The sequence below is a fragment of the Dehalobacter sp. genome, from assembly GCF_030063005.1.
GTDB lineage: Bacteria > Bacillota > Desulfitobacteriia > Desulfitobacteriales > Syntrophobotulaceae > Dehalobacter > Dehalobacter restrictus.
This window is the reverse complement of the sequence record NZ_JAPDHR010000042.1, coordinates 15,378-41,998: the sequence shown is the minus strand read 5'-3', so window position 1 is coordinate 41,998 and position 26,621 is coordinate 15,378. Positions and strand designations below refer to the sequence as shown.

Here is a 26,621-nt window from a genome sequence, read left to right as displayed (position 1 = left end):
CAAACACATCCAGACTGGGTGATTCCATTACTCCCGGCAAATGCTCCTGAGCATTGCCGAGTACCGTATGCTAAGAGCAAATGCGACGAATGATTTTTATATGACGCGAGCCTGCTGGTTACGGCGGCCTCTTTTTTACGCCGCTAGAGTTTACGCTTACATACGATAAGCATAGCAATTCTTACAGCCATCAGATATTTTGGTGCAGCCTGTCACAGGATTCCAGGTATTTTCGGTCCATTCGATTTTTGTTTTAACTGCCATGTTGTAATAACATTTTGCACATCTACGTCACCCATCTCCAGTATTTTAATAAATTGCTCCTTATTGAAATCCAACTGATAAAGATAAGCCGCCACCTCATCGAAAAACAGATCTCTAGCCTTGATGGAATCATTGAGTCCCATCTATTCCTTCTGAATTGAGCCTATCACAACCTGCTCCCGCTCAAACAGGGCAATTTCCGGTTTGGGACTTTCTATGTACATCCGCTCCGTTTGCCGCTGTACCTCCTGAAGTTCCTCAATAATTGCAGTTACTTTATTGAACAATTTCATATACATCGTTTTGTAATCCGCCATTTTATACCACCTTGTTTAAGATAAATTTTTAAACAAATACTATTTTATGTGAAAAAGGCGCATTAATCAATACTATAGTATATATTTATATATTATTTAATACTTATAGTCTGTTGGTAAGGAATACCTGAAAAGATATGATAAACTTGAGGTGTCTATATGAGTGATTTATCAAAACTAATTGGAGAACGCCTAAGAATTGCCAGAAAAGAAAAAGGATTAAGTCAAGAAGAATTAGGTAGCTATTCTGATCTACATCCTACATATATTGGTCAATTAGAGCGTGGCGAGAAAAATATAACTTTGGAAACCCTTGACAAAATATTATCCAGTTTAGGAATAGAATTAAATGAATTTTTCTCTTTTTCATTTCTTGATGAAGATTTAGTCATATATCAAATCGTTAATCGACTAAAAAAACTTTCGAATAATGATCTCCAACTCATATTAAAAATGTTAGATTTATATTCTGAATCGTCGTCAAAAAACAATTAGAACTGAGTTATTCTTCACTTAACAAATCTCCCCTTAAGGCAAGGGGAGATTTGTTTTATATACATAACTAATAGTCTGCTTTAAATTTTCGAATGTTCCAAATTGCGATTGGTCTTCTATTAACAACAGTATTTTGCAAATTATTCAGTCCACATCCACCACCGTAAGCTTCCTTACTAATATAGTCGTCATCTTCTGGATCAAATTTGCCATTATCTGTAGGAATTATGAACGTAGTGTTTGTAGTTCTAAGAAACATTAATTTCCCAAAGCACGTAAGTATCAAATGTACTTTGTAGTAAATTAAGCATTGCACCTCCTAACGAGTTTACAACCCCTTTATCATTTCCACAAATTCGTCTAGTATATATGCCCCATCAACCTTCAGGTTTTTATCTTTGAACACCATAAAATACCGATATTGTGTTCCGGACTGTGCTTGCCACTTGCGGCCCAGATTGAGTTTCGCTTTATTCTCGTCGTTTGCTAAATAATCGCCCTTCGTTTCAAGCAATATTAAAATGCCGCTTTTGGTCATCACCATAAAATCGGGGTAATGATGGATAAAACCATTTAAGACAAACTCGCCAGACTTACGGTCTGCAATCCTGTGCCACCATTTGATATTATCTAATGAAACGATAGTATTAATAACACGAAACTCAAAGTCGTTCATATCGTTCTTTTCGGCATCGTAAAGCGACTTGGGGATCGACTCCGTACTGTCTACTGGAGTGATCACTTTTGGTAATACATAAGTAGGACGACAGACAATCGCGCCTCCATCCAACATCCGATCAAAGCGATTTTCTCTGTAGATATCCTCCAACGTTTCAATTTTCTGTTGAATTTTGCGAGCATAGGTCGAAACGGAAGTCTCCAAAGCAGCAAGCTCGTCCTCTGTCATTTTCTTTATAATACGAGTAACGTATTCGTTAACTTCTGTTGCGGCAAGTTGATTGCTTCGATTAATCTGATTGCATATCATGCTTGTACAAAGCTTGGTTTTACCCTCTTCCGGAAGCCTGGCCAGACGTTCTCGCAAGTATTCGCTTTCCGCTTTGGATGCCAGCTGATATTTTGGCACAGCTTCACCAAACTTGTCGATATCAACGCGATACATCTCACCCGTTGCAAGTTCAAAGCTGATCTGAGCATCCTGTCCGTTGAGCGAAAACCCATCGCTGAGTGCCTCCTTGGTAAGCAGCGTATATTCTCCACCGAAAAGGCTGGGGGCGGTTTTGAGGAAAAGTTGCGGTATTTGCAGGCTAAGGGCCTCATCTGAAAATTGCTCCTGTATTTTACATTGATTCATCATCTCGCCCAACTCTCCTCCAAACAGACCGGAGCCTTCACTGCCAGTCAGCACGGCATTATATTCTTCGGCCTTTTTTTGCGCTTCATCCAGCATCCCTGCAATACCGGCATCTGTCACGCCGCCTTCTAACACTGCACGAACAGCCTCTGGTGCAATATCTTCAAAATCGTCCTCTTCCGGCGCGAGAGCTCCAAGTAAGTCAGGCTGCTCAGGTTTACCCGGTTCGGGAATCGAAGATGTCTGTGTTTCTCCTCCTAGGCGAAAATCTTTTCGGGAAAATCCTGCCTTATTCAAACCTTTCACGATGTTTTCCAGCGTATCACGGAAATCATTCGAACTGGTCAGTACATAGGAGGTATTCAGAAGCGGAGCACGATGTCGCCTGGCGTACGGTTGACGTAAAATGCGCCCTAAAATCTGTTCTACATCCACGGCGGAGGTCTTGTTGGCCAGCGAGGCCAAAATATAAGCAAAGGGGCAATCCCAGCCCTCTTTCAACGCATTGACCGTGATGATATAGCGGATAGGGCAAGCTCGGCTCATTAAATTGACATTTTTTAATTCATTAATATTGGCGGTCTTAATCGCAATTTGCTCGTTCGGAATCCCCATATCAATAAGTTTAGTCTTGATTTTGTCAAAGGTCTCGCTGTCCTCATGAACTTTCGACTGAGCCTGAACAAGCACGATCGGGCGAATGTAAGCCCCTCCTGCCGCTTCTTCCGCAAGTGCCTGCTGCTCAATGCTGCCACGAAGCTGAATGGCATCAGCAATCACACTCTGGCGAGAGGTACGATTGTACACCACCACGGGCAGTTTGACCATGTTTTCGCTTTTCAGCTCGCGAGCATCCACATAGGAAATAATATTACTGTTGCTTTTAGGTGTTGCGGTTAAATCCAGCACAAAAGAAGGATTCAGATTATTGAGCATCTCAACGCTTAAATCCGACTGGGCGTTGTGGCTTTCGTCGACAATTACTACCGGAGACAGCTGATTCAACACTTGTATCAGCGCCGTATCATCGATATCGGCAATCATTGTTTCCGGACTGGTGAATGACTTGGTGAACGGCGCAAGCTGGCTGTTCTCCTGATAGACCTTGCGGCCGTCCTTCTTATTGCTCCGAATGGAATCATAGCTGAGAATGCAGACTGAAAGCTGTTCCCGTACAGCGGTCGGATTGAAGCCCTGACCACTCAATAACTGTTCCTTGGTATATACCACCACTCGCCCAGCAAAGTCGAAGTCCAACCGCTGGCGATAGGGATGATTGACATCGGACAGGGTCTTAATGGTTTGCTCCAAAATAGAATTGGAGGGCACAAGCCAAGCCACCACACGCGGTTTACCCATGGGCATAGCGTCAAATATAGGTTTTACCGAAGCACAGGCCATAAACGTCTTTCCGCCGCCGGTAGGCACTTTGAAGCAAACGTGCGGTGTGCCGGGGATAGTATCCCGATACTGCGGCACTCCACCAAATCCAATCCGAACATCTTGTGCGTTCCAATGCTCTTGATACGCTGTTATCATATTATGAGTTGAGTTTAAAAAAGAAAGATAAGAGTCAAGATCACTAATTGTCTTTTTCTGATAATTTTTCAGTTCCATATCGTCATCTCCTTATAGCCTGGAAATGTCGCGGGGTATTTTTTTAAAGGTAATGCCGTATTGCTTTAATTCCCCATCGCATAGTGCGCACAAATCAGCATAAATAACATAGCCTTCCGCCTGGGTCTGTACTGAGGATAAAAATTCATAATTGAGTGTCGTGATACGATCTTTATCATAGTAAAAGTAGTAGGCAGTATTTATGTGACAGCCCAGCAGATAAGGCTCATTTTCACTGGGTGCTCCCATAGGTTGTTTGGTTTCCATGAAAAACACATATTGCCGGATTTTTTCAGCAGGTATTCTTTCATTGAGTGTTTGGTCAGTGTTTAGTAGCGGCTCTCCTAACTCATAAAAGCCAAAACTGCCCCCTGTGCCTTCTTCAGCAGCCTTGCCTTCGCCGTAACCGTCGATAACACGGCGCATACGCTCAGCGGTGATATTCTCGACATAGTCCAACATCTCAACGAGAATGAATTTTCGGTTGCCGCCGTCTGCTTTATTCATATTAAGGACGGCATGGGCAGTCGTACCGGACCCAGCGAAGGAGTCAAGGATAATGGAGTTTGGATCGGTCGAAATGTGAAGAATGCGTTCCATTAAACGTGTAGGCTTTGGTGTATCAAATGGTATAGATTCAGGGAAAATAGCTTTTATTTCTTTTTTTGCTTCTTGATTATGTCCAACCTCCTGATAAGGCCAAATTGTTTTACAAGACATTCCCTTTTTGACATCTGATAAAAAACGCTTTATAGCTGGCATATTATTACCACTATTACCAAACCAAACGCGATTTTCAGCAATCATTCTATTCATAACTTCTTTGGTGTAGACCCAACATCTACCATTTGGCAAATTATGTTCTTTGCCGTTGGGAGCTGTCAATACATAAAACTGACTATCTGTACCATGTCCTGCCTGTGCAGTGGAATCTGTGGGTTTCCATATACCTCTTGGGTCATTATCTAAGTTTCTATAACGCGCATTCATTTCATCTGTTCGGTTAAGAAGGTTTGGATGCCATTGTTCTTTGTTTTTGGCATAGACAATAATAAAATCATGAGATTCAGAAAACCATTGTACCGCATTTTGAGGGCTATACCTTTTTTCCCAAATAACAGTATCGATGAAATTATTTGCTCCGAATATCTCGTCACATATAAGGCGCAGATTCGCCAACTCTGCATCATCAATGCTGATGAATATCGCCCCAGCGTCAGCAAGCAATCGCTGTAATAGCTTGAGCCGAGGGTACATCATGCACAGCCACTTATCATGGCGGCTCAAATCCTCTCCTTCTCTACCGACTACCTCGCCCAGCCACTTTTTAATTTTAGGGTCATTCACGTTGTCATTGTATACCCAACCCTCATTGCCTGTGTTGTAAGGAGGATCAATATAGATGCACTTAATTTTACCCTCATACTGTGGGAGAAGAGCTTTCAACGCTTCCAGATTATCCCCACGGATAATTTTATTTCCATCCGTGATTTCTTCTTCGGTCTGTCTATTGCCAATGTAAGTATACTGATGCTCCAACACCCGGTACGGTACTTCCAAGTGATGGTTGATAACTTTATCTTTTCCTATCCATTCAAGAGTTGGCATTGGATTGCTTCTCCTTTGATGCTATTGTGGTTTCAATGTGATCTATGAATATCTCAAACCTCTCAAGCCTTTCCACATCGGGAATATGTTCTGCTTAAACAGCACCTGTACGCGTCGGTAAGAGATGCCATATTTATATGAGCTTCCTGTGCATGAATATAGTTCATAATAGATTTCTCCTTCTTTTAATAAATAAGGCGAGAACATTTTCCTGCTCTTAGATGGTCTTATTATATCATCCAGATTAACTTATTAGTTAATTCAATTTCGAGGAAGACAGTTCTCAAAATCAATTATGACCTTCAATAGTACAGGTATGTAAATATTTTTGAACCCGTATTAACCAACAGCTACATTATTACTTGCTTAATTTTCTTATTGTTGATGCTTTCACATGTAGATCAACTTTTGATTATTTTTATTTACTAAATTTCCTAGGATTTAACAACTAAAGTAAGTAATTATTATTAATTTCATGACGACTCCTCCTGTGAGAGTTTTTCATATAATTTTAGCGCTTCTTCCCGTTCATAACAACTTCTACACAGTAAGCAATGGTTGCTACCAATGGCATTACAAGAAAATGTCCACGTAATAGGTACTTGAAGCTTATAAGCTTCTTTAATCACCTTTTGCCTTGGCTGTTCTGCAAAGGGAGCAATTAATTCATATTTGGCCATAGATTGCTGAAAAGTTATCACTATCATTGATAGCTATGATGAATGCCGGGATATACCATTTTCATAAGCAATCGGCCTTATCCTTCATTGGGTTTTGATGGGACTCAATGGGTAAAATTTCACTTTTGTGTATGCAATAATATGGTCTTGCATTTTTTCCTCCTACAAATGCAAATGCTGATTAAGCATCAGGCCTTCCTGAACTCCGTTAGGGTACAAATAGATTAGCTTCTTACGGTTGAATACCGGGTTGGTCTCATGAATGATACTGTGATGATTAGGGCATACGATTAGCTGGTTATTCGCGTCGTTGTTAAGGCTTTGGACAAAGTAGTCTATATGATGCGCTTCGGCAACTTTTGCACCATATTCTTCACCGACATATTGCCCACAGATTTGGCACCTGTAATCATAGAACAGTTTTAAGTTTTCGCCGATTTTCCGGCTGAGCTTACGGAACTTTAATATTCTTTCATCTTCAAAAATACTTGCGGTTTTATCTTCTATGTCATAATTAAATTTTGCTTCCATGGCTAACTCGGACTGGTTTTGGACTGCTTTCTTAATTGAGATAATATCTTCGGCTTCGATAGTCTCCAATATATAGGTATCCTCATAGGCGGTAGTATAAATCGCCAGATATTCCTTATATCCTTCAGGCAGTTTTATGATTGACCGGTTATCTCTAAGGCGGATTTCTCTTTGAGCCTTAATATAATTATAGCTTTTGGAGAAACAAGCCTTTAGAGCTTGGGCAAGATGGCCGTTTCTTGTATATCGAATTTGGAGAGTATCATTTTTCCTATTGAATCTGGAATCAAAATTTACATTACGTATTTGGGCGCGATATCCCTTTCCGTTGAGGTATAAGGTAATAGGTTTGACCTCACCTCTATGTAAAAATTTCCCCATGTTACGGGCAAAAATGACCTGATTTTCTACGGGCAGGGTAAGGCCTTCGGTTAATAAGGACCAGTTGACTTCAGTTTTGTAGACGTAATTTTCGTGAGAATCCAATAAATGCAGCTCTTTTCGGAAAGTTATTATCTTATGTTAATCAAGAAATAGAATCAGATAATATGGATAATAAGCAGTTTGTAACTATGCAACTTTTAGTAGGGTAATAAAACATAATGGGAAGTCACATAATCCGTTTCATACCTTCATTAAGCCATGATACTGCCTATGTTATTTGACCACTGATCTTCAGAGTGTTTATATGCCGAAAGAGGTAACTTGTCATGAATTATGTGCTCAATTTCCTAAAAAAATAGGTTAATCATTGGCTATCCGGATTAAGAATTTCTTTAGTCCGAGATATTTGTCTCCTTTTGGCATGATTTTCTTCCTTTCATATATTACTCCTGAACTGCTCTAGTATTTTGGGACTCTATATAGATTATCGCTCTTAATCGTACAAAATGAGTTTTTATTTATACCTTCTATTCAAATCAAAGTTACCTATTATTAAGTTCGCGAAGCAGATCAACATTCTCTATATAATCCTCTTCGCAGAGTAATTCATATTTTTCATTTGCGAGCGTAATCACTTTGTCAAAATGGACATTACTAGCTTCTTCAGTAAATCCAATTCCAGAGACAATAAGTTGGTTTGAGGAAATGCGTTCGCAAATATACTTGTAAATCTGGTTCCTTTTTTCATCGTCGGTCTCAGCATTATTAGGACTGTCAAATACGACAGGAAAATTAATAGCATCGGGATTGAACTCGTGCTTTAACTGGATCAAATTTACATACCAAATAATTGTGGAGATAGGGTTGTTGCTACCTCCAGCCGAAAATGTCCGCTTGATATTTTCAAAGCTTTTTGAATCAATACCTTCAAGCCCGAACCAATTTTTGTCGCTGAGCATAAGTGTGTAATATCTTTCATTTATCTTTTTCTTTGCATCGCTGTATTTACGTAGTTTCTTTTTAACTACCTTTGCGTCAGCTTCATTCGTGGCAATTGATCCTTGCACGGCGTGAAGATCGTCTGAGATTTTTTCTTTGATGTCAATATATCCTTTGTGACGCATAACATCATTAATTTCGGTGGATTTGATGCTTATTGAAGCTTCGTATTCTTCCAGTTTTATTAGCCAGTTTGAGTATTCCGCTTCAACAACCGTAATTTTTCGATCGATTTCTCCAATGCTGTACTGAATGTCACTACTGAGCAAAATGATGTCGTCGCCTGTATTATAGCGTTTTATACGAATATCCATAGTGTCATCAAGATTGGATTTACAAAGAGGGCAAATATGCTCTTTTAGAGCAGCAATCTGCTTTTCGTTTTCCTTATCAAGAAGACTCAATGCACGTAGATGATATTCCAGATCAGCCCTATCATTGCGAAAGTTAACTAACTTTTGACGAAGATCATTAAGCGTGTGGGCAATCGTGTTGTATTTATCTTTCGTTCGGCTTACGTCGGCGCGAAGATGTTCAATATCCATCGAATATGAAACATCGTTAATGCTTGCGTAAACTCTGTCAAGCATCATAAGCATCATGTCTTGTTCTTTTGATAGTCTTTTGCCTTCGGTCTCTATTTTTTCTTGCTGCTGGATCAAGCTGTAATAATTATCGTCGAATGCTCCGAAATGGTAATAAAGAACGTTTTCCTTAAAGTCAGGATATTCACTAAGCCTCTGAAAAGAAGCGAATTGCGATCCGTTTTGTTTATCCTGATCAACAAAGTTTAAGAGGTAATTGTAGGCGGGAGGAGTAACTTCCAACCTTTCGATCGGTTCGTCATCCTCATTATTATTTCTCTTGGGGAGTTTCACTGCAAAGTGGAATAACTCATATAATCGCTCTGCCAGTTCATGACGAGAGACAGACGTAAACATCAAGTCTTTATTGGCGTCGAAAACTTTAAAAAGCTTATTATGCCTAAATATATAATATCCGTCATCACCGATCGCAAATGAGAGTATGTACGTCTTGCTTGCATCGTCCCATTTATCCTCAAAAAAGCAGTCTGCGCCCATGGCATGATACAGTGATTTCATGATAACAGATTTTCCTCTGTCCGTACCATCTGTCGAACTGGAAGTGATCATCGTCTTGCCAAGTGAAAACTCAATTTTTCTTGCTTTCTTTTCAATACTCGAAAAAAGAAACAGTTCCTTAAAAACAAGCTTACGCATATTTTCCGCCCTCCCAACGCTTGATGATCAAAAGCAAAAAAACGTACTTTTCCTCTTGGCTGTATTCGATTGAGAATCTCGAGCCAAATTGCTGCAGAAGTATATCCGCCATTTGCTCTATTGTGACGTCAGTTGCTATTTCTTTAATATATCCAGATATCTTTTTTTCGCTTTGTTGGAGTTCCTTTGCGGAGTATTCGAGCTCAACAATTTTCGCCAAAGCTGCTTTGAGCTTTCCTTTTTCTCTAATTGTCAATTGCCGTTGATCAATGAGCACACGGACCTGCTCAACAGAGTCATCAGCTTTTTCCATATGTCGGTCAAGCATGTTATCGAGCTCTGATTTTGTAATACCTTTTCGCTTCACCAACTCATCGTAATTAAAGGCTGACAATTCATAACATGCTCTTTCCTCCACAGTATCAACAATTAATCGATATAAAGCATTTGGTTTAATTGGTTCACAACCTTTGATTTTCTCAAAACTGCCTATTATTTTACCTTTAAGGTCATTTTGCGGATAAAGTAAATTCATAGATGTATATATGTAGTGAAGATTATTTAAATCGACATTGCTGCGTTTTAGCTCATTCTGTAGTGCTTTCATTATCGTTTTCTGGCTTGTGTCATCCAAATCAGTAAAACAGAAAGTCTCAACGTCGGCTTTCGGGGTTTTACCGATCTGAAAGAAAGCATTGGATACCAACGCACACTTGATTGGTACATCTGGCGATGAAGCGTCTTTAAGAAGATAAAGCTTTGCTATGATGCTCTGCTTCCCATCAATCTTTTTTAATGCAGTGAATTTATAGGGCGACTGCACCTTATGCGTTTTAATCTGGTAGAATTCAATGGAATTGCTAAGATGTATTTCGATATCACACTTGTAGTCAAAAACAATACAAAAATTCTCCCTATCGAGGAGGTCAAACATTTTGCTTATTCCCCAGAATAACTCTTGACGAAAGCGATTCTTGCTCATCGAGCCTGACAGGTCATGGGGTATTCTGCTATAAGTGTCAGCAAGTTCCAACGAATTCACCTTCCTTTGTATGTAAGAATATGTGGCTTAAGATTCCCATTATTGCTATATCACGCATAACTCGGTACTGCCCATTATTATTGATATTGCGAATTTGAACAGTTTAATAGTTTGGAAGTTTAATGCCACGAAGATTTCTATAAGTATCCACAGCGAATGTATCAGTCATTCCTGCAATGTAAGATGTAATACTTAAGATTGCATCATAAGGCTGTTTATCAAAATCAAACTTATATTCTTCAGGTATTAGCTGTAATATCTTTTTGCTACTTTCTTTCGTATTTTCTTTTAAGGCAGAAAGAAATATATCAAGTAAACCAGGTAATACTTCGAAACCTGCAGCTTCAATTTGTATAACTGGCAGATGTGAATAAATCTTAGCACTTGATATTTGCCCTATCTTCTCCATTACTTCATTTGATTCAATGAGTTTACATATTTGCTTATCTAATTTGCCGGAAAGAATATCCCTTTCATTCTTAATAAAAACATCAGTAACTTGATAAATTAAGCTATTCACAGCCTTAGCCCGAAGGTAACCTATTCTTTCTCTCTCATTTAAAATGTTGGTTAAGTTGTTAATATCCGTATCACCGGATGAAGCTTTACATACTTCAATAAATAAGCTAGACGCTTCTTCAAATGAGATAAGTCCATGCTTATAGCCATCTTCAAGATCTATAACGCCATAACATATGTCATCTGCAGCTTCTGTTAAAAAAGCCAATGGATAACGATACCATCTTCCACCATCTTCCTTAATATTTATATCTAAATCTTTTGCAATTTCAGAAAATACGTTTACATCACATTGAAATAGGCCAGCTTTTTTCTCACTAGCAACTTTTTTCTCATTATAAATGTTAATGGGTCTCGGATACTTTGTGAACGCAGCCAAAGTCGGATAAGTTAATCCATGACCACCAGCCACATTTGTCTTTTGGGGATTGCTGTATGTTAGGATATGAAATCCCATCGCATTACCTTCAAAGTTCTGAAAATCAGCTCTTTCATTAGGATTAATGCCTTTCATTATTTCGTCACCACGTTCACTGTTGAAAAACTCAGATATTGCCTTTTCCCCAGAATGCCCTAAAGGTGGATTCCCGATGTCATGCGCTAGACAAGCTGCACAAACAACTGAACCGAATTGTAGCTGCTGAATAGTGGGGTCTTTCTTACTTAATTCATTTCCGACAATAGTACCTAATGATCTTCCCACAGATGCTGCCTCTAAACTATGTGTAAGTCTTGTATGAATTACATCGGTTTCGGGAAATGGAAAGACTTGTGTTTTCCCATTTAGTCTTCTAAACGCAGCAGAAAAAATTATGCGGTCAAAATCTCTGAGAAATTCATTCCTATCCGGACTATGAGCGCATTTTTCTTTGGGACATCCCAAACGATAAGGCATTAGAAGCTTTCCCCATTCCATTTGAAATCCTCCTCAAAATCGCATTTCTATCTAGCAACGGATGGTTGGTTCTTGGCGCTATCTGTTATTGATTTAATATTACAAACAAAAATATTTTGTATTTAAAAATCTAATTGGTATCATCAAATGTACTTTATGACTTTTAGTCAATTTCCCATTATATACATAATCCTACTTTCATTTAAGGACTATTCTCACCATCTTGCTTGCCTTTCCCAACCTCTCCGCCACTTCCACATCCGCCGGGCAAAACGTATACCTTCCCAAATCCTCCGCCCTCACCCACCGTATATCCTGATGCACCGTTCTTTCCAGCTCCCCCTCAACAATCCGTCCCTCAAAGAAAGTAAAGCACATCTCTTTATCTCCATAAGTATGCCGACTCTCAGCAAAAACCTCTCCGACCTGTATCGTCACGCCCAGTTCTTCCTGGCATTCCCGAACCAAGCATTCGGCTAGAGTCTCCCCTTCTTCCAGCTTCCCGCCCGGGAATTCCCAGAGCAGTGGACAGCTGCCGCTGTTGTCTCGCTGACAGATTAAGATTTTTTCATCCTGTCGCAGGATCGCTGCAGTAACCTGTGTTATTTTCTTTTCTTCCATCGTCTCAACCCACTATCAATTGATTGGTTTGATGTTTTTGAACTACACCCTTAAACATTTCATAGCCCTATATTTTCACTTGGCTAAAATACCCAATTTTGTTTAATTCTCTTTTATTTTTCTATTTCCTTTTCTTTTTTACAATAAATTGCAAAAAGATGCTGCAAGTTATACGCAGCATCTTTTATGTTATTATATGGTTTATTCTGGTAATTTATGTTATAATAACCCTGCAACAGATGGCGTGCAGGGCGGTCGGCATTCCCTCCGGAAAGGAGGTGATGCCATGGAAGTATATCAAACATTAACACTGATGATATCCTTCGGAACATTGGTGGTTTTGATACTTTCTTTCCACAAACGGAAATAGACCGCCCAACTCACATGGATAGCGGTCTATCCGTATTCATCTGCCGACCGCCCTTAAAGCGGCTGTTGTGAGGAATCATGTTACTGCATGATTCCTCTTTGCTTATATTATATACCATATTGAAGTTAAAATACATAGCTACTTGAAAATTTTGTCAATTATACATTCCCTGAATTATTTAAATACTCTTTCTACATTAATTATACCAAAAACATTTCTCTAATAACATTCTTATAATTATCCTATATTTTGTGTAAGATAAAACTTATCAAACTTAAGCCAAACTTAGGGGGTAAACTTTTGGAACGGGACCGCCTTGATCAAGATTTTGAAATCAGACGCCTGGAGCAGGTGCTGGCTCTCGCCCGGGAACAATTAGACTGTGCCCTGCAAAAGAGCGAGGAAAATAAAGACGCCATTATTGCCGCGAAGTTAGATATGTGGGAAGATACTTCCCGCTCCATCTCCGGTCTTTGGAATATGGATAATTTCCATGAGCTGGTCGAGTTGAGCCAGTACGCCAATCCGGTGTCGGAACGGGTGTCGGATTACGAACGGGATGCAGCTAAGATCCTGGCTTTAAAAAGATTGCTCTATTCCCCCTACTTTGCGCGGATTGATTTTCAGTTCGCGGGCGAGGAAGCCTTTGAGAATATTTATATCGGGCGGTCTTCGCTGCAGGACGGCCTAACCCGGGAAATGGTTGTCTATGACTGGCGCTCTCCCATCGCCAGTGTCTTTTACCGCTTTGGCCCGGGGAAAGCGTTCTATGAGTCGCCGGGCGGTAAAATAACGGGAGAGGTGCATTTAAAACGCCAATACGAGATCAAAGATGGCAAACTGCAATATTTCTTCGATGCGGATATTCAAATCATTGACGAATTCCTGCGCGAACTGCTTTCCCAGAATGCTTCCCCTAAAATGAAAACCATCGTCGAGACCATCCAGAAAGATCAGGATATGGTGATCCGCGATCTGGAAACGGATTTGCTGATGGTCCAGGGAGCTGCCGGAAGCGGTAAAACTTCGGTGGCGCTGCACCGCGCGGCTTATCTGATGTACCAGGGACTGGCGGCCAAGCTGGCTTCCAATGAGATCGTGATCATTTCTCCCAACACCCTGTTTGAACAGTACATCGCCAATGTCTTGCCTGAGCTGGGCGAGAAAAATGTCCATTCGCTCGTCTTTGAAGAAATATTCGGCAAGGTTTTGCAGACTGGTTCTATCCAAAGCAGGAATCAATATTGGGAAGGCCTGCTCTCCCCCGGCCAAAATGACCGAGCGCTTAGTTATAACGACAAGAAGCTCGCCAAACGCAGCATGGCATTTAAAGGCTCCGGCCTGTTTGCTGAGATTTTAAGACGTTTCATTAAGGACTTGCCTTATCGCTGGCTGCCGTTTGCCGATATTTATTATGACGGAAAGGTCGTCGCGGACCGGCAATTGCTGAAAGCCAAAATCCTTAAGGGCGATCAGGAATTCCTGCTGAGCGTACGTTTAAAGCAATTGGAAGCGTCGATTCTGCAAATTGTCCATGAACTGCGTCCCAGCCGTCAGGAAAAATTAAAAAAGTTTATTCAGGCCAAACCCGAGCATGAATTTGAATGGAAAGAAGTAGCCCGGCGGTTATCCATCCTGGAAAGCACCGCCTTGCTGAAGAAGATACGAAGGTTTACCGAGCTGGATTGTCAGGAACTATACCGGAAGCTGTTCAGCGATAAAAGCTATTTTTATCATTTAGCCGAAGGTCTGGAGCTGCCTGATTGTATGGAAGAGATTTTGGACTTCACCAGAGAAAACCTGCAAAAAGATGGTTTGCTTTATGATGACGCCCTGGCCCTTACTTTTCTCCATATCCATATCAAAGGATATACGGCTTACCGTGATATCAAGCAGGTTGTGGTCGATGAAGCCCAGGATTATGATCCCCTGCATTTTGAAATACTCCACGGTCTGTTTCCCAAAGCGCATTATACCATCCTGGGCGATATTCATCAGACGATCGGCAAACAGGAAGATTCCGCACGCTATGAACAGATTGGCAAGATATTCGCTAAGCCGAAATCCACGCTGGTGACTTTGGACAAAAGCTTTCGCTCCACCAAGGAGATCTTGACGTACAGCGCCAGGTTTCTTGACCAAAGCGTTAAGCTCCATCCTTTCGGGAGATCGGGAGATACGCCTGCCGTGTTTGCGGCGTCAAACCGGGCGGCGCTGACTACTCTCCTGCTTGCGGAAATGAATACCTGCCGGGAAATGGGTTACCAATCCATCGGGTTGATCTGTAAAACGGAATACGACGCCCTTGCCTTATATGAGCAGCTCAAGGACCAAAGCGATATTCAGCTGCTAAAAGGTGACGTTCAATTTGATTTAAACGGCGTATTCCTGATCCCGGTCTATCTGGCCAAAGGCCTGGAATTTGACGCCGTACTGATCTGCGAGGCCGATCAGGGGCATTATCACAGCACTGATGATCAAAACCTTTTATATGTTGCCTGTACGCGGGCGCTGCATCGACTGAACCTGTTTTATACCGGAGAGATCAGCCCGCTTTTATAATACCGCTATGCCAAAAAGCAATCCATCGAAAATAACGATGTGTAAAGGAGTCTTTTCATCTTCTGATTGCAAAAAGATGCTGCAAGTTTGAAGTTCGCAGCATCTTTTCTGTTAATATATGGAGACTCCCTCGCCCAGCCACGCTTTGATGGATCGGTACAGGTTCTCGGTTTCTGCCGGGGTCTTGCCGTTGACAATGACATATCCTGGATTGTCCCCGTCCAGCTTGAGGACAATGTACGCTCCGCCCTGGCTGTACACATAGAGCATGCATTTCCCGTATCCCTCGACAGTGAAATGGCCGAAACTTTTGCTTTCTCCGCCGTAGCCGTTGGTACGCAAGCTTCGGGGCAGGCTTTCCAGGGTGGAAACGGATACGATCCGGTCTTTTGCAAGGCTTAGGTCATACATCGCGGCGTCGATGGTGATCTGGGAACCGTTCTCCGTGATCACATAATCCTTGGCGCCGCCGTAGAATACAGGAATCAGGGCAGCCAGGACCAGCGCCAGGATACCGAAGCCGACGGCCTTACCGACCGGGTGGGCGAGATTAATGGTGAAGCCCATGCCCGCGATCCGTTTGGGTACAAAGATTCTGGGATCACTCGGGTTATAGTAGCATCCCCATTTGTAAGCGCCTTCTTGTTCGGAAAGATGGCTTTCGTTTTGAAGTTCAGGACCGAAGAAGTGATTTTCAGCAGCGCGGATTTTTTTCTGCTGCCAGTAGGCAATGAGGAGCAGCGCGGTGATCAAGACAAACACCGGCAGTATAATCAGGATACCATCTCCGGCGTAAAAGACGGAAAAACTGAACAGAAACCAAAACACCAGCATCGTCAGCCCGCTCAGCGTCGCCGCCTGCGTACGGATACGCTCCTGGGTTCTGGCGCAGACCTTATTGATCTCGGTGTTCTCGCTTAAGGCCGGGGTATGACTATTGCGCATCTGGTAATACAAGAAAATCATATTCAGTTGGCAGAACGGACCGATCATGCTGAAGACAACGGGATAGAACGCCCGCGCCGTCGGTGAGAACAGCAAGTAGAACGTCGGAATGAAACTCAGGAGCAGAAACAACCAGGACCAAACCGCGGAAACGCCTGCTTTACCTTTCTCTTTGACCACGTTCATATCCACGGTTACGATCCGCGAGCGCTGGTAGATCCAGCCTTTTTCCTTCTTCAGCGTCCGGAGCCTGCGCTGATAGCGGTGAACCGCCAGCCAATTGAAGAAAATATTGACCAGTACCAGGATCAGCAGGAAGAACTCCGTGAAGGATGCCGCGGCTGGAAGCAGCAGCAGAAGGCTGAGCCCTGCGGACAGCAGAAAGATGAGATAACACATCCGTTTGTAGCCGCTGATGATGTCCTGAACTTCCAATGATTGGGCATGGGTTGCGGACAGGGTTACGCCCAAAATCTGCTGATTTTGCTGGTTCTTATAAAAGAGCGTAAACGCAGCCATCGTCCCGAAAATCAACCAGGATAGGATGAGCAGTGTTAAAAGCATAAACATTCCTCCTTATTCGTAAACCAAGTCAATCAGACCGGATAGATGCGTTGTGATCTCCTGCTTGGACGCACCTTTCATCCGGGCCTCCGAAAGCAGAAGTTCCAGCCGGCGGTCAAAATCCTGATTAAAAACCATGCCGGTCTTGCCGCAATCTCTGATCTGGGCGCCGTGCCGCCGGTCAATGATGATGATGCCTTCGTCTTTTAAGAGGGCATAGGCTTTGTTGACCGTCATAGGATTCACCCCAATATCCTGGGCCAGCTGGCGGACGGTCGGCAGTGCATCCCCGGGCTTTAAATTCCCTTTGGCTGCAGCAAACACGATCTGATTGCGGATCTGCTGGTAAATCGGGATATCGCTGGTCATGTCGATCCTTAATAGCATGGGCGTTCCCTTCTTTGCGTTAATGTGTTCTTTGTATTGTTTGTATTATATAATATAATACAAACAATACAAAGATGTCAATAAAAAAATCACCTCCCCATTATCGCCTATTTATTAATAAACAATTAGGGGAGGTGTTTTGTTACACTTTTATGAAATTTTTGCCATTATCATCCATCTACTTGCCTAAGTTTTCAGCGATTTTCACAATTTCATCATAGCAATCTTTTACTTCACGAGTCCAATTAAATTTCCGTACCCTTCCCGCTCCATATCTTCTTTAGGCACGAACCGCAGCGAGGCGCTGTTGATACAATATCTCAGACCGCCGGATTCCCTGGGTCCATCAGCAAACACATGTCCCAGATGGGCATCGCCGGCACGGCTCCTGACCTCGGTCCGCAGCATGCTATGGGAAGTATCGGTCTTCTCCGAGACTACATTCGGATCGATAGGCCTGGTAAAGCTCGGCCAGCCGCAGCCTGATTCAAATTTATCCGAGGAGGCAAAAAGCGGCTCGCCTGTCGTAATATCCACGTAAATACCCGGCCGGAAAATGTCCCAGAACGCGTTATGAAACGGCGGCTCGGTGGCATTATTCTGCGTCACTTCGTACTGCGTTCCGGTCAGGGTTTGGCGAAGCCTGCCAGGATCCGACGCCTGATAATCGGCTGGGTTAATAATGGCCCCTGCCGCCTTCGTGAATTGATCCCTGCCAATGTGACAATAGCCGTCCGGGTTTTTATCCAGATATTTTTGGTGGTACGCTTCCGCCGGACAGAAGTTCTCGATTGCTTTTATCTCGATCGCGACAGGTTTGTCGTAGTTTTTTTGCAGTTTGGCCAGGGACCGTTCTATCACCGGCAGATCATTCATATCCGCATAATAAATCCCGGTACGGTATTGCGTCCCCTTGTCGCCGCCCTGCCGGTTAAGTGAGACCGGATCAATCGCCTGATAATATAATTCCAGCAAGAATTCCAGCGGCACAATCTCCGGATCATAGTCTACATACACCGTCTCGGCATGTCCGCTGCCGCGCTGACACACATCCTCATAGGTCGGGTTCGCGGTCTTGCCATTGGCATAGCCCACTTGCGTGGTACGGACCCCGCGAATAGACGCAATATATTTTTCCACACCCCAAAAACAGCCGCCTGCAAGATAAATCTCAGACATAACAGACCCTCCATGATATCAGATGATGATATCATTCTCCGCTGCTCAAAAGCTGCGAACCGAGCCACCATCCCCTACCATCCTCGATATTTTTATGATGCTAAGAATGATGATATTATATTCAAGTTAAAATACAATTTTATGGAATTAATATCTTTTGTCCCTCATAAATCAAATCTGGACTGGATAGTATATTTTTATTTGCTGCGTATATTTTCATGTAAAGTGAAGCATCACCATACTCTAATTGGGCTATTTTTGCCAGGGTATCTCCTGCTTTCACGGTATATATTCTTTGCTTTTCACCGGCAACGATATCCGGGAGCAGCCCCTCAGGCGGAAGGGTTAAAACCATTCCTGCGTATAAACGGTTATTATTCTTCTCAATAATATCACGATTTGCCTCATATATCTTACCGGAGTATTTGTAACTTCCGTAATGGTTTAAGGCGATCGTAGCTAACGTATCACCGGGCAGAACCTTATACGTGCTGTTAACCACTTCTACATCTGTTTTTGGTATCAGGTCAAGATAACTAAACGAGTTGCTTGAATTTAGCTCAGGCATTTGAATGTCCACGGGTAGGTTAATGTTTGTTATATCTGTATCATAGTTAAACGTAAGATTCAAAATGCCGGTAACATCCGATTGAATTTCTTCTCCGCCTACGGTATCATTCATCAATCTATTTAATGCTGACATATCGAGCTCTAGGTTGATACTTCCATTTTCATGGGTGATATAACCTTCGCTTGAAATCGTATACGTTAACTCGATACCTTTGTCCCCTAGAATAGAAACATCATTCAATTGATCCATGACTGAATTAAATTCAGTTAAAAACTCTTCATCAATAGAACCAAATTCCGATGAACTGCCTGAGAGCTCACTATACTGAGCAATTATCGTGAAGTATTCATTTAAAAAGTTCGACGCTTCTTTGTCCTTCGCAAAGTTATTAATCCCATAACGGATAAATTCCTTCAATTGTGCATCATTAAGTTTTATCGTATATTTTTGTGAGCCAAGGCCATCGTTTGCTGATTCACTAACGACGTCAATATTCGGGTTGAACCTTTGAACATAACTGTTTAGAAAATCAGTACTTTTTTTCTGTAGATCTGACTGCAATTTTATAAGGTTCGTTACATCCATATTTTTAAGATCCGTATTTTTCGCATCAAAAGGATTTATAACCATATATGGCTTTCCAGCATATCCAGGGGGTAAATAGGCTGCTGCAATTTGCGGGATTTTAAAGACTTCAATTAGCTTTGGAGTTTTCCCTGAGAAATCTTCATCTACCCAAAACGGCATGTCAATATTAAGACCGGATGCAATTACGTTACAATCTGCCTGTAATTTAGCGATTGTTTTCTCTTCGTTGCAATTCATTTTCAAAACGACATCGAGTTTCGCATTATTTAACATCTCAGCAACTGAATCGATTTGTTCTTGGTCTGCCTGATCAAACCCTGTGCCGGACATTTGAAGAGACATCGTCATATGCTGCTGCATTGAAGTCACATCTTGCATTTTCATATAGGCATTAAAGATTGCCAGCTGATTTTGGGTACAACCAGCTAATACCACAACGGATACAAATAAGACCGTAAGAATTAAGGCTGTTTTTTTTCTAATCTTCATATAGTTACTCCCCTCTCCACTATGTTGTAACTATATGATTCTTCAGCTTAACGCCAAATACCTCCCAAATTATTCCTATATTTCAATATTTTTGTACGCATAGCTTATCAGCCTGCAGATCATATTGAAAACCGTATCAATCAAAACTTGTTGTCAGAACTTGTTGTATGATACGACATCTTCTATTGGCTTGAATTCCGAATGTCCGGGGGAAGGCTTTGCAGCCGGGGCAGGATAACCCATCACCAGCAAGGCGACCGGCTCAATGTTGTCCGGAATCGCAAACTCCTCCCTAACAGCCTCAGGTATAAAGTACATGACCCACGTCGTGCCCACGCCCAGCGTCGTAGCCTCCAGCATCATGTGTGTTGTTACAATGCTCGCGTCGATAACCCCGCTGGTCTTGCCGTCGTATTCCCGTTGCCAGCATTCGTTCTTATCGTAGCAGATAAGCATTGCGGCAGGTGCGCCAAAGTGGCATTTCGTGCATTTTCTGAGCTTTGCCAATCCTTCTTCGCTGTTGATGACCAGAATCTTCTGCGGTTGGCGGTTGCAAGCAGTCGGCGCGAGGTGTCCCGCTTTCAATATTTTATTCAGCGTATCCTGTTCGATCGCTTTGTCGGTAAAGTTGCGCACTGAATAGCGTTCCTCTGCCAGTTTCAAAAAGTCTATATTCGTGTTCATTAATGTCCCCTCCATCCAATCAATGATCGTGTTATATAAAATTCCCACTTATCAACGATCTCCCGGGTTAACGGGCAGGCGAGCCGATGCCGATAACAGTAGCGTCGTTAGTGACTCCGGCGGGAAACCTGGCTTGGTTCGGATCGTTCTTTTCCGCCAGGACAATCGGACAATTGTTCTGGGCAGCCAACGGTGCAACCATCAGAGCCGCGGCCAAAGAGTAACCGTCAGCAAAGTAAACCTTGCTGGTATTAAGTCCCATCTTCTCGTTAAAATCCTGGTTGGTCACGTAGCGATCCACGCCGGACATGCGGCGGAATCCGTTTGTATCCTGGACTCTGGACGTGCCGCCCAAGATAACCAAATTATTGGCGTCTAGTCCAGCCTTTAGTAAACTCCAAGCTTCGGGATGATAGACACCGGCTCCGTCCGTTATGCGGATTAGCCATCCGTTGGCTGCCGCGTAGGGCCCGGCACTCACGGCGTCGGCCAGAGCATCAAAACCTACGAGGAATACCCCACGTGGATCAGCAATTTCGTCTCCTACCAGGTTCGCCGTCTCCGCGCGCCCTTCCCCCTGCAGCACTTTTGCCTCGAGATCGGGGATGGCTGCTTTCAATTTTCCAGACACGACATCCGCTTGGAAGCCGATGCAGTAAGCTCTTTTTGCTCCCAGCCGTTTTATCTCACCAATCACTTCGGCCGTCGGGACGCCACCTTCCACCATAAGGATCGGCGCCTGCTCCTGGCCGGCCAAGGGTGCTGCTGCCAGGGCGTCGATCAAATGGTTGTTTTCTCCGGGGACGACGACCACTGAATCAGCCTTTATCCATCCTTCTTGGGACACTTTTACCGAGGTAGCCGGTGTACTGCCCCCGTTAATGGTTCTGTCCGCAGTGATTCCACTCGCCGGCATGGCCGGCTCGGAAACTTTCAGCCGTACGACGGCGATGATATTGGAAAGCTCCCGTCCGGCGGGCGTTATGGTCCTGCCGCCCAGCCACAGGGCGCTGGAGGCGCCGCCGTCTAAATTCATGGCGTCTGTTAGGTTATACGCCTGGGCAACCTGAGCCAAATTTTTGATCGTAAGACCCGGCGTGGTACCGAAAACCAATTGTTTGTCGGTCGTCAGCCCGATGAACGAACGATTGCCGGCAGCCGTGGTGAGTTTCGGGTCGTTCCAGCCCTCACCGACCGGATCGGCAGTCACCTGTCCATCCAAGATGAGGCTCGGGCCGCAACCGGTGATGTTGGTCAAATTGATCCAATCAGCCGTATCATCCGTATTTGTGCGGCTATTCCATACTTGCCGCACAAAATCAATCGTCGATCCAACATGGAATAGCTGGCGGTAGGCGCTGCTAGTCGGCATCAACAATAAAAATCCATCAGCCGGAATGGCCGTATTGCCCTGGCTGATAGCTGTAACCGTACCTTTCTGCAGAACTTTCGCACCGCCCGCTGTATAAACGCTACCCGTCACGTCTTTGACATTGCGTACCACCACACAGACCATATCGGTATTCCCGGTTTCCGTACCGTAATCCGGGGTGATGATCGCCTCGCGATAACCTGTGTAGCCGGCTGGCCTGATGACATTCCAGTTGCGTAAGTAAAAGAGTTGTTTATAAAGGTAATTGCCTCCGGTAACGTCGACATAGACGTACTGCCTGAAGGCCACCCTATCAAGCTGCGCTTCGCCGGCGCTGCCGAAACCTATCATGCTGCTGGTTTCATAGTGCATCGTCGCCCCGTTATGTACCAAGGTCCCGTTTATGGGCTTCTTGCCTTCATTGTAGGCCTCAAAGAACGCGCCGTTGACTGCCGCCAATACTTCATACTTGTTTTTGTCTATGCTGCCGATGATCTGCTCGAAGGGCTTAACATCGCCGACTTTGCCTGCCGGCACGGAAAGCACACGGATATTGGGATCATTCAGATCGGCGCGCACCGCCTTAATTGTGGTGGATTGACCGGCAATACTGACGGACTTGTCGGCGCTCGTCACCGAGCTTGAGTCGGCCCAAACCGTCGGTGCCTGCCAACCCACCAGCACCAGGGTAAAAATCGAAATCGCAACCCATAATCTCTTTACCAATCCCTGTTCTCCTTTCAGATCTTCTCAGGATTCTTTGCGCTGATTCCCATTATTTGAATTCTACCCCATAAAAAAACGGCATGTCAACAGCCTATGTGCTTGTCATGCGCGTTTGAACGGACAAATCAAAAATAATATTCTAACGGTCTAGAATTTGATCCTCGGTATGTCCGCTTCCTTGAGATTGTCTCCCCAGGTCCAGAAATGGGCTTCCCCGTTGACTACCCGGAAAAGAATAAAGTTCGGATTATTCGAGGTATCAAAACCAAGGGCCTTGAGAAAAGGCCTTTCTTCCAGGGCCTTTTCCCTTAAAGCGGAATCCTCAACAAACTCCACATCGCCCATTACCCGTAAATGCTTGATGGGCTGCGAGGTGACAAAACAAAGTTCCACCTTGGAATTGGTGCGCAGTTGTTTATACAAATTCTTAGAAGCGGCAGTCGTAAAATAGATTCCGTCATCTTTCACCCACAAAGGAATCATTCCCCTGCCCCGGGGCTGGTCCCCCTCGACCGTACACAGGGTACAGGTCGCCTGACTCTCCATAATAAATTGCATACAATCCTTAAAATCCATTTCAGTACCTCCTTTAGATTTTCATTTTTTTAAAGAAAACGTATATTTATCGTATTTTTAGTAAATAAGAAGGGCTGTCCCTCCTAGATTATCCTATGAAAATTATCCTGATTGCTGAAATTTGACTTCTTCTATATCCCCGTCAATATCTAATCGTAAACTGGGGTTCTTTCTCTTATGATTTTGATAACTTTCATTAAATTTAAAGCCATTTTTAATATAAAAATCACAAACATCTTGATCGTTTTCCACATCAGCATCGACTGTAATAAAGCGGCAGGCTACCCCATGAGTTCGTATTTCTATACAAATACCGCGGGCTAATTCAACCATTAGAGACCCAATATTCGTATAGATTTCCTTATATTTCTTATCAACCGCAAGATGACCTATTTTGACAGCCAACAAAAATCATTCAACCGATATCCTTCTGTTAATTCAATCAGTTGAATGATATTTTGATGGTCATATATACTTTTCCTACTCATTAAATGCTCCTTTTAATTCTTCCGTAGTTTTAAAAGAAGACCATGTGCCTTTTTATTACGTTCTATCGCTTGAGGGGAAGGTTTTTTTCTTACCTCAGCCATTATTTCTTCAGCAAATTTTCCTTTAATCTCGGGAGTTGCGTTAACTCTTACCGCACTCATTGTTTCCCCTCCTTTTTTAAAGACTATCACTTTACCTTTTTTTATATCCATATTATACCACCCCATTTGTGTGTGTACAATATGTATAATTCCCTTTAGTACCAGTTTAGAACCAAAATATTGGGATTTCTCGATTATATATAGGTTTTTCCCTAGATGATATTGCGGCTCCAATCTTATATGCTCTTTTTATTCTTTGTCATTCAAGATTTCACTCTCCGGAAAAGAATATAAATAAATAGTTGAGTTTACCTTCATTAATCCTTCGCAAATACCTTTTTAATGGACAGATACTGATAACAGGTTATCCTCTTTTTCGTTTTTTTCCTTCTTTGCCTATATTATACTCAAAGATTAGCGGGAAACAAAACAAAAAGCCGGAACGAAACGAATCGCTCCAGCTTGAATTCCCGCCTTGTGAAACCTATTTTTTCAATTCTCTGACTGGCCTGGCCTCGATATACCCTCTGTAGCCCATGGGCGCCAGCTGGAATCGCGGGCCGTCCTCGTCCGCCCACTGAAAACCATAGATTTCCGGATTGTAACTTTTCATGACTTCCCATAATTCTTCGATCGCCTCGCCAAATTTTGGATCATCAAAAGGCTGACCCTGAAAAACCATCATCTTGCACGGCGACAGGTTCATGCTCTCGTAACCATCCGGAATTTCCCCTGTATAATCCGCCGGAACCTCAACCCCTTGGGCATAAAGCGACGTATCCGGCCGGCGCAAATTGTCCGGCAGCCACATCCCAATGGGTTCATAGATGGCTTCTTTAATTGCAGAAAGCTGTTCCCAGACAGCACACCCTACTTCTTCGCAGTATTCAAAATAATGGGTCGCTTTTAAGCCGCTTTTGAAGATCAGTTTCCGGGCGGAACGTTCCACCACTTGTACAAAGACCGTGTTTGACTGAGAATGATCAGACATATTGCTCTCTCCTTTTTGTTTCGTCAGGTAATAATCACGGACATAGCCGGGTATGAAAAGTTTAAGAGATGCCGTTTCTTTGTTTTGGCTGTACGTTTTGGGCGTAATTCCGAATTCTTTAGAAAAGGCCCGGGTGAATCCTTCATGGGAATCAAAGACGAAGTCGAAAGCAACATCAATGATTTTCCGATCCCTGTCCTTCAGTGTAACAGCTGCCTGGGATAACCTCAAAGCCCGGATGTATTCAAACGGTGCTTTTCCGATCAGCTCCTTAAACATTCTAGCTGAATGCCAGGGCGAATACCCCGCCGCCCGGGCCAGAGAATGCAGGGTAATGGGTTCGGTCAAGTGTTCATCGATATACTCCTGCATCCGCTGTACTGCCTTAATTTTTTCCCAGTTTTCCATGTTCTCACCTGCCAGTTCAAAGGATAACAAATATGCTTATTTTTTTCTTGACTTCTTTTGCGATTGTGAAGCACCGCCCAATTTTCTTTTCCTCTTTACAATAAATTGCAATGAAACTCTAAGGTATGGACTTTTTCCCAACCCTAAAACAATTCGAACTGACAATTGCGGCACGATTTAATATCACGGGTCTTTACCACATCATTTTCGCCGACACCGCCAAACAGCAATGGGGATTCCGGATGATGCGCAGCATCATTTTTCTGAACAGCGTTCGGGCTGAAATTCGCATAGCAGTACAGACATCCGTTTTTACAGGTATTATAAGCCCCGATGTCAACGCTTGTAACACAACCGCATTCCAGCCGCTGGTTTTTGTCTTTCTCAACGTTTAGATAATATCCGCCTAAACGTTCAAAGCGCTCTTTATCAATACAATGCGCCTGACGGATGCCAAATTTTCCGCAGTCAATATCCTCCGCACAGGTATCCATATCCATTCCGAACTGTTTTGGTCTCTGCAAACCGCTGCATTAATTCCACTTTCTGATCGGTTGTCGGTTTGATGATATTGCATGTCCGAAGGTTCCGCTCTGTATTTTGGTAAAAGTCTAAAAAACTGACCGTGCATTTTTCCGTGTAACCGGCGAGCTTTACTGCAAGCGACTTAAAAAACTTAAGATGATACGCCGTTGTATAATCCGTATTGAACAGAATCGGATCGTACCGCCAAATCACCTTGTCCTTGCCAATTCTTTGAGACAGTTTTTGAAATGTCGGAATAACAATATCATTTTTTGATGGTACGTTCGGTTCAATATCTTTTCCGTAGGCATTAAGGGTAAACTGAAAATAATAGGTGTAGGCTCTCAGCTCGTCCAACCGTTCAAGCATCGGTGCCGGATTTTTCGTCCAGAAAACAATACCGTCAACGACATCCGGCGAAAGGTCAATTTTACTGATTAGGTGAATATTCATCGGGTTACGGACAAGAACAGACTTTTCCTTTAGGCGACGGTAAAACCATTTTGCATAATATGCCGGGATATCTGTTCGCCTGCTTACACTTATGATCATTGTCGGTTTTCCTT

At 43.0% G+C, this 26,621-nt stretch carries 25 protein-coding genes and 1 pseudogene; 3 read left to right on the top strand and 23 right to left on the bottom strand.

The annotated features are described in order from the left end of the window. Positions 1-156 precede the first annotated feature (156 nt). The 3 genes from OKX56_RS11515 to OKX56_RS11505 are packed head-to-tail and all read right to left on the bottom strand — an operon-like array spanning position 157 to position 581. Positions 157-216 (bottom strand): phage Gp37/Gp68 family protein, encoded by a 60-nt coding sequence (locus OKX56_RS11515; protein ID WP_242837073.1) that lies wholly within the window; start codon positions 214-216, stop codon positions 157-159. Next, positions 213-407 carry a hypothetical protein gene (locus OKX56_RS11510; RefSeq protein ID WP_019225664.1) on the bottom strand — a complete coding sequence of 65 codons (195 nt, stop codon included), beginning with the start codon at positions 405-407 and terminating at the stop codon, positions 213-215. Before OKX56_RS11510 ends, OKX56_RS11515 begins: the two co-directional genes overlap by 4 nt. Further along, entirely contained in the window at positions 408-581 is a 174-nt protein-coding gene (locus tag OKX56_RS11505; RefSeq protein ID WP_019225665.1) for a hypothetical protein, read from the bottom strand. Positions 582-740: 159 nt separating this feature from the next. On the opposite strand from OKX56_RS11505, the gene OKX56_RS11500 reads away from it, so the two are divergent. Next, positions 741-1,076 (top strand): helix-turn-helix domain-containing protein, encoded by a 336-nt coding sequence (locus OKX56_RS11500; RefSeq protein ID WP_019225666.1) that lies wholly within the window; start codon positions 741-743, stop codon positions 1,074-1,076. 328 nt (positions 1,077-1,404) lie between these two features. Here OKX56_RS11500 and OKX56_RS11495 read toward each other — a convergent pair whose 3' ends face one another. The 9 genes from OKX56_RS11495 to OKX56_RS11460 form a co-directional block, all read right to left on the bottom strand. Further along, complete coding sequence (locus OKX56_RS11495) at positions 1,405-4,008, bottom strand: DEAD/DEAH box helicase (RefSeq protein WP_019225668.1); 2,604 nt, start codon at positions 4,006-4,008, stop codon at positions 1,405-1,407. 12 nt (positions 4,009-4,020) lie between these two features. Continuing rightward, the gene (locus OKX56_RS11490) at positions 4,021-5,616 is read right to left on the bottom strand and encodes a site-specific DNA-methyltransferase (RefSeq protein ID WP_019225669.1); all 1,596 of its coding nucleotides are present in this window, start codon (positions 5,614-5,616) and stop codon (positions 4,021-4,023) included. A 473-nt stretch (positions 5,617-6,089) separates the two neighbouring features. Then, a complete protein-coding gene (locus OKX56_RS14965) occupies positions 6,090-6,296 on the bottom strand; it encodes a 7-cyano-7-deazaguanine synthase (RefSeq protein WP_158208142.1) in 207 nt (68 codons plus the stop codon). 162 nt (positions 6,297-6,458) lie between these two features. Continuing rightward, a complete protein-coding gene (locus OKX56_RS11485; RefSeq protein WP_019225670.1) occupies positions 6,459-7,313 on the bottom strand; it encodes an HNH endonuclease in 855 nt (284 codons plus the stop codon). A 440-nt stretch (positions 7,314-7,753) separates the two neighbouring features. Then, the gene (locus OKX56_RS11480; protein ID WP_019225671.1) at positions 7,754-9,451 is read right to left on the bottom strand and encodes a hypothetical protein; all 1,698 of its coding nucleotides are present in this window, start codon (positions 9,449-9,451) and stop codon (positions 7,754-7,756) included. Next, a complete protein-coding gene (locus OKX56_RS11475) occupies positions 9,444-10,484 on the bottom strand; it encodes a dsDNA nuclease domain-containing protein (protein ID WP_019225672.1) in 1,041 nt (346 codons plus the stop codon). The genes OKX56_RS11480 and OKX56_RS11475 overlap by 8 nt, the downstream gene beginning before the upstream one ends. Positions 10,485-10,596: 112 nt before the next feature. After that, positions 10,597-11,928, bottom strand: coding sequence for a dGTP triphosphohydrolase (dgt, locus tag OKX56_RS11470; RefSeq protein WP_019225673.1), 1,332 nt, complete (start codon positions 11,926-11,928; stop codon positions 10,597-10,599). A gap of 177 nt (positions 11,929-12,105) precedes the next feature. Continuing rightward, positions 12,106-12,528: a (deoxy)nucleoside triphosphate pyrophosphohydrolase gene (locus tag OKX56_RS11465; RefSeq protein WP_019225674.1), complete on the bottom strand. Its 423-nt coding sequence runs from the start codon at positions 12,526-12,528 to the stop codon at positions 12,106-12,108. Between the two features lie 113 nt (positions 12,529-12,641). Beyond that, positions 12,642-12,839 carry a hypothetical protein gene (locus tag OKX56_RS11460; protein ID WP_156804683.1) on the bottom strand — a complete coding sequence of 66 codons (198 nt, stop codon included), beginning with the start codon at positions 12,837-12,839 and terminating at the stop codon, positions 12,642-12,644. Here OKX56_RS11460 and OKX56_RS14960 point away from each other — a divergent pair. Both OKX56_RS14960 and OKX56_RS11455 read left to right on the top strand, forming a co-directional pair. Beyond that, positions 12,815-12,898 carry a putative holin-like toxin gene (locus OKX56_RS14960; RefSeq protein WP_353737771.1) on the top strand — a complete coding sequence of 28 codons (84 nt, stop codon included), beginning with the start codon at positions 12,815-12,817 and terminating at the stop codon, positions 12,896-12,898. The two genes, OKX56_RS11460 and OKX56_RS14960, sit on opposite strands and share 25 nt — an antisense overlap. 300 nt (positions 12,899-13,198) lie before the next feature. After that, entirely contained in the window at positions 13,199-15,460 is a 2,262-nt protein-coding gene (locus tag OKX56_RS11455; protein WP_019225676.1) for a HelD family protein, read from the top strand. Positions 15,461-15,571: 111 nt separating this feature from the next. Here OKX56_RS11455 and OKX56_RS11450 read toward each other — a convergent pair whose 3' ends face one another. The 11 genes and pseudogenes from OKX56_RS11450 to OKX56_RS11400 all read right to left on the bottom strand — a co-directional run bounded on the left by OKX56_RS11450 (position 15,572) and on the right by OKX56_RS11400 (position 26,607). After that, the gene (locus OKX56_RS11450; protein WP_019225677.1) at positions 15,572-16,969 is read right to left on the bottom strand and encodes a DUF5808 domain-containing protein; all 1,398 of its coding nucleotides are present in this window, start codon (positions 16,967-16,969) and stop codon (positions 15,572-15,574) included. Between the two features lie 12 nt (positions 16,970-16,981). Continuing rightward, positions 16,982-17,356 (bottom strand): GntR family transcriptional regulator, encoded by a 375-nt coding sequence (locus OKX56_RS11445; protein ID WP_025205246.1) that lies wholly within the window; start codon positions 17,354-17,356, stop codon positions 16,982-16,984. A 228-nt stretch (positions 17,357-17,584) separates the two neighbouring features. Further along, positions 17,585-18,535, bottom strand: a complete 951-nt coding sequence (msrB, locus tag OKX56_RS11440; RefSeq protein ID WP_019225679.1) for a peptide-methionine (R)-S-oxide reductase MsrB — start codon at positions 18,533-18,535, stop codon at positions 17,585-17,587. A 139-nt stretch (positions 18,536-18,674) separates the two neighbouring features. Next, positions 18,675-20,183 (bottom strand): LysM peptidoglycan-binding domain-containing protein, encoded by a 1,509-nt coding sequence (locus tag OKX56_RS11435; protein ID WP_019225680.1) that lies wholly within the window; start codon positions 20,181-20,183, stop codon positions 18,675-18,677. A gap of 153 nt (positions 20,184-20,336) precedes the next feature. Beyond that, positions 20,337-20,867, bottom strand: a complete 531-nt coding sequence (locus tag OKX56_RS11430) for a nitroreductase family protein (RefSeq protein WP_019225681.1) — start codon at positions 20,865-20,867, stop codon at positions 20,337-20,339. 67 nt (positions 20,868-20,934) lie between these two features. Beyond that, positions 20,935-22,965 carry a cell wall-binding repeat-containing protein gene (locus OKX56_RS11425; protein ID WP_019225682.1) on the bottom strand — a complete coding sequence of 677 codons (2,031 nt, stop codon included), beginning with the start codon at positions 22,963-22,965 and terminating at the stop codon, positions 20,935-20,937. Between the two features lie 147 nt (positions 22,966-23,112). Beyond that, positions 23,113-23,541, bottom strand: a complete 429-nt coding sequence (locus OKX56_RS11420) for a pyridoxamine 5'-phosphate oxidase family protein (protein WP_019225683.1) — start codon at positions 23,539-23,541, stop codon at positions 23,113-23,115. A gap of 102 nt (positions 23,542-23,643) precedes the next feature. Next, positions 23,644-23,946 carry a hypothetical protein gene (locus OKX56_RS11415; RefSeq protein ID WP_025205244.1) on the bottom strand — a complete coding sequence of 101 codons (303 nt, stop codon included), beginning with the start codon at positions 23,944-23,946 and terminating at the stop codon, positions 23,644-23,646. Between the two features lie 95 nt (positions 23,947-24,041). Next, positions 24,042-24,242, bottom strand: a complete 201-nt coding sequence (locus tag OKX56_RS11410) for a hypothetical protein (protein WP_141690667.1) — start codon at positions 24,240-24,242, stop codon at positions 24,042-24,044. Positions 24,243-24,615: 373 nt separating this feature from the next. Continuing rightward, the gene (locus OKX56_RS11405; RefSeq protein WP_019225686.1) at positions 24,616-25,530 is read right to left on the bottom strand and encodes a helix-turn-helix domain-containing protein; all 915 of its coding nucleotides are present in this window, start codon (positions 25,528-25,530) and stop codon (positions 24,616-24,618) included. A 143-nt stretch (positions 25,531-25,673) separates the two neighbouring features. Then, positions 25,674-26,607 (bottom strand): annotated as a pseudogene (locus tag OKX56_RS11400) (DUF1848 domain-containing protein). Between the last annotated feature and the right edge of the window lie 14 nt (positions 26,608-26,621).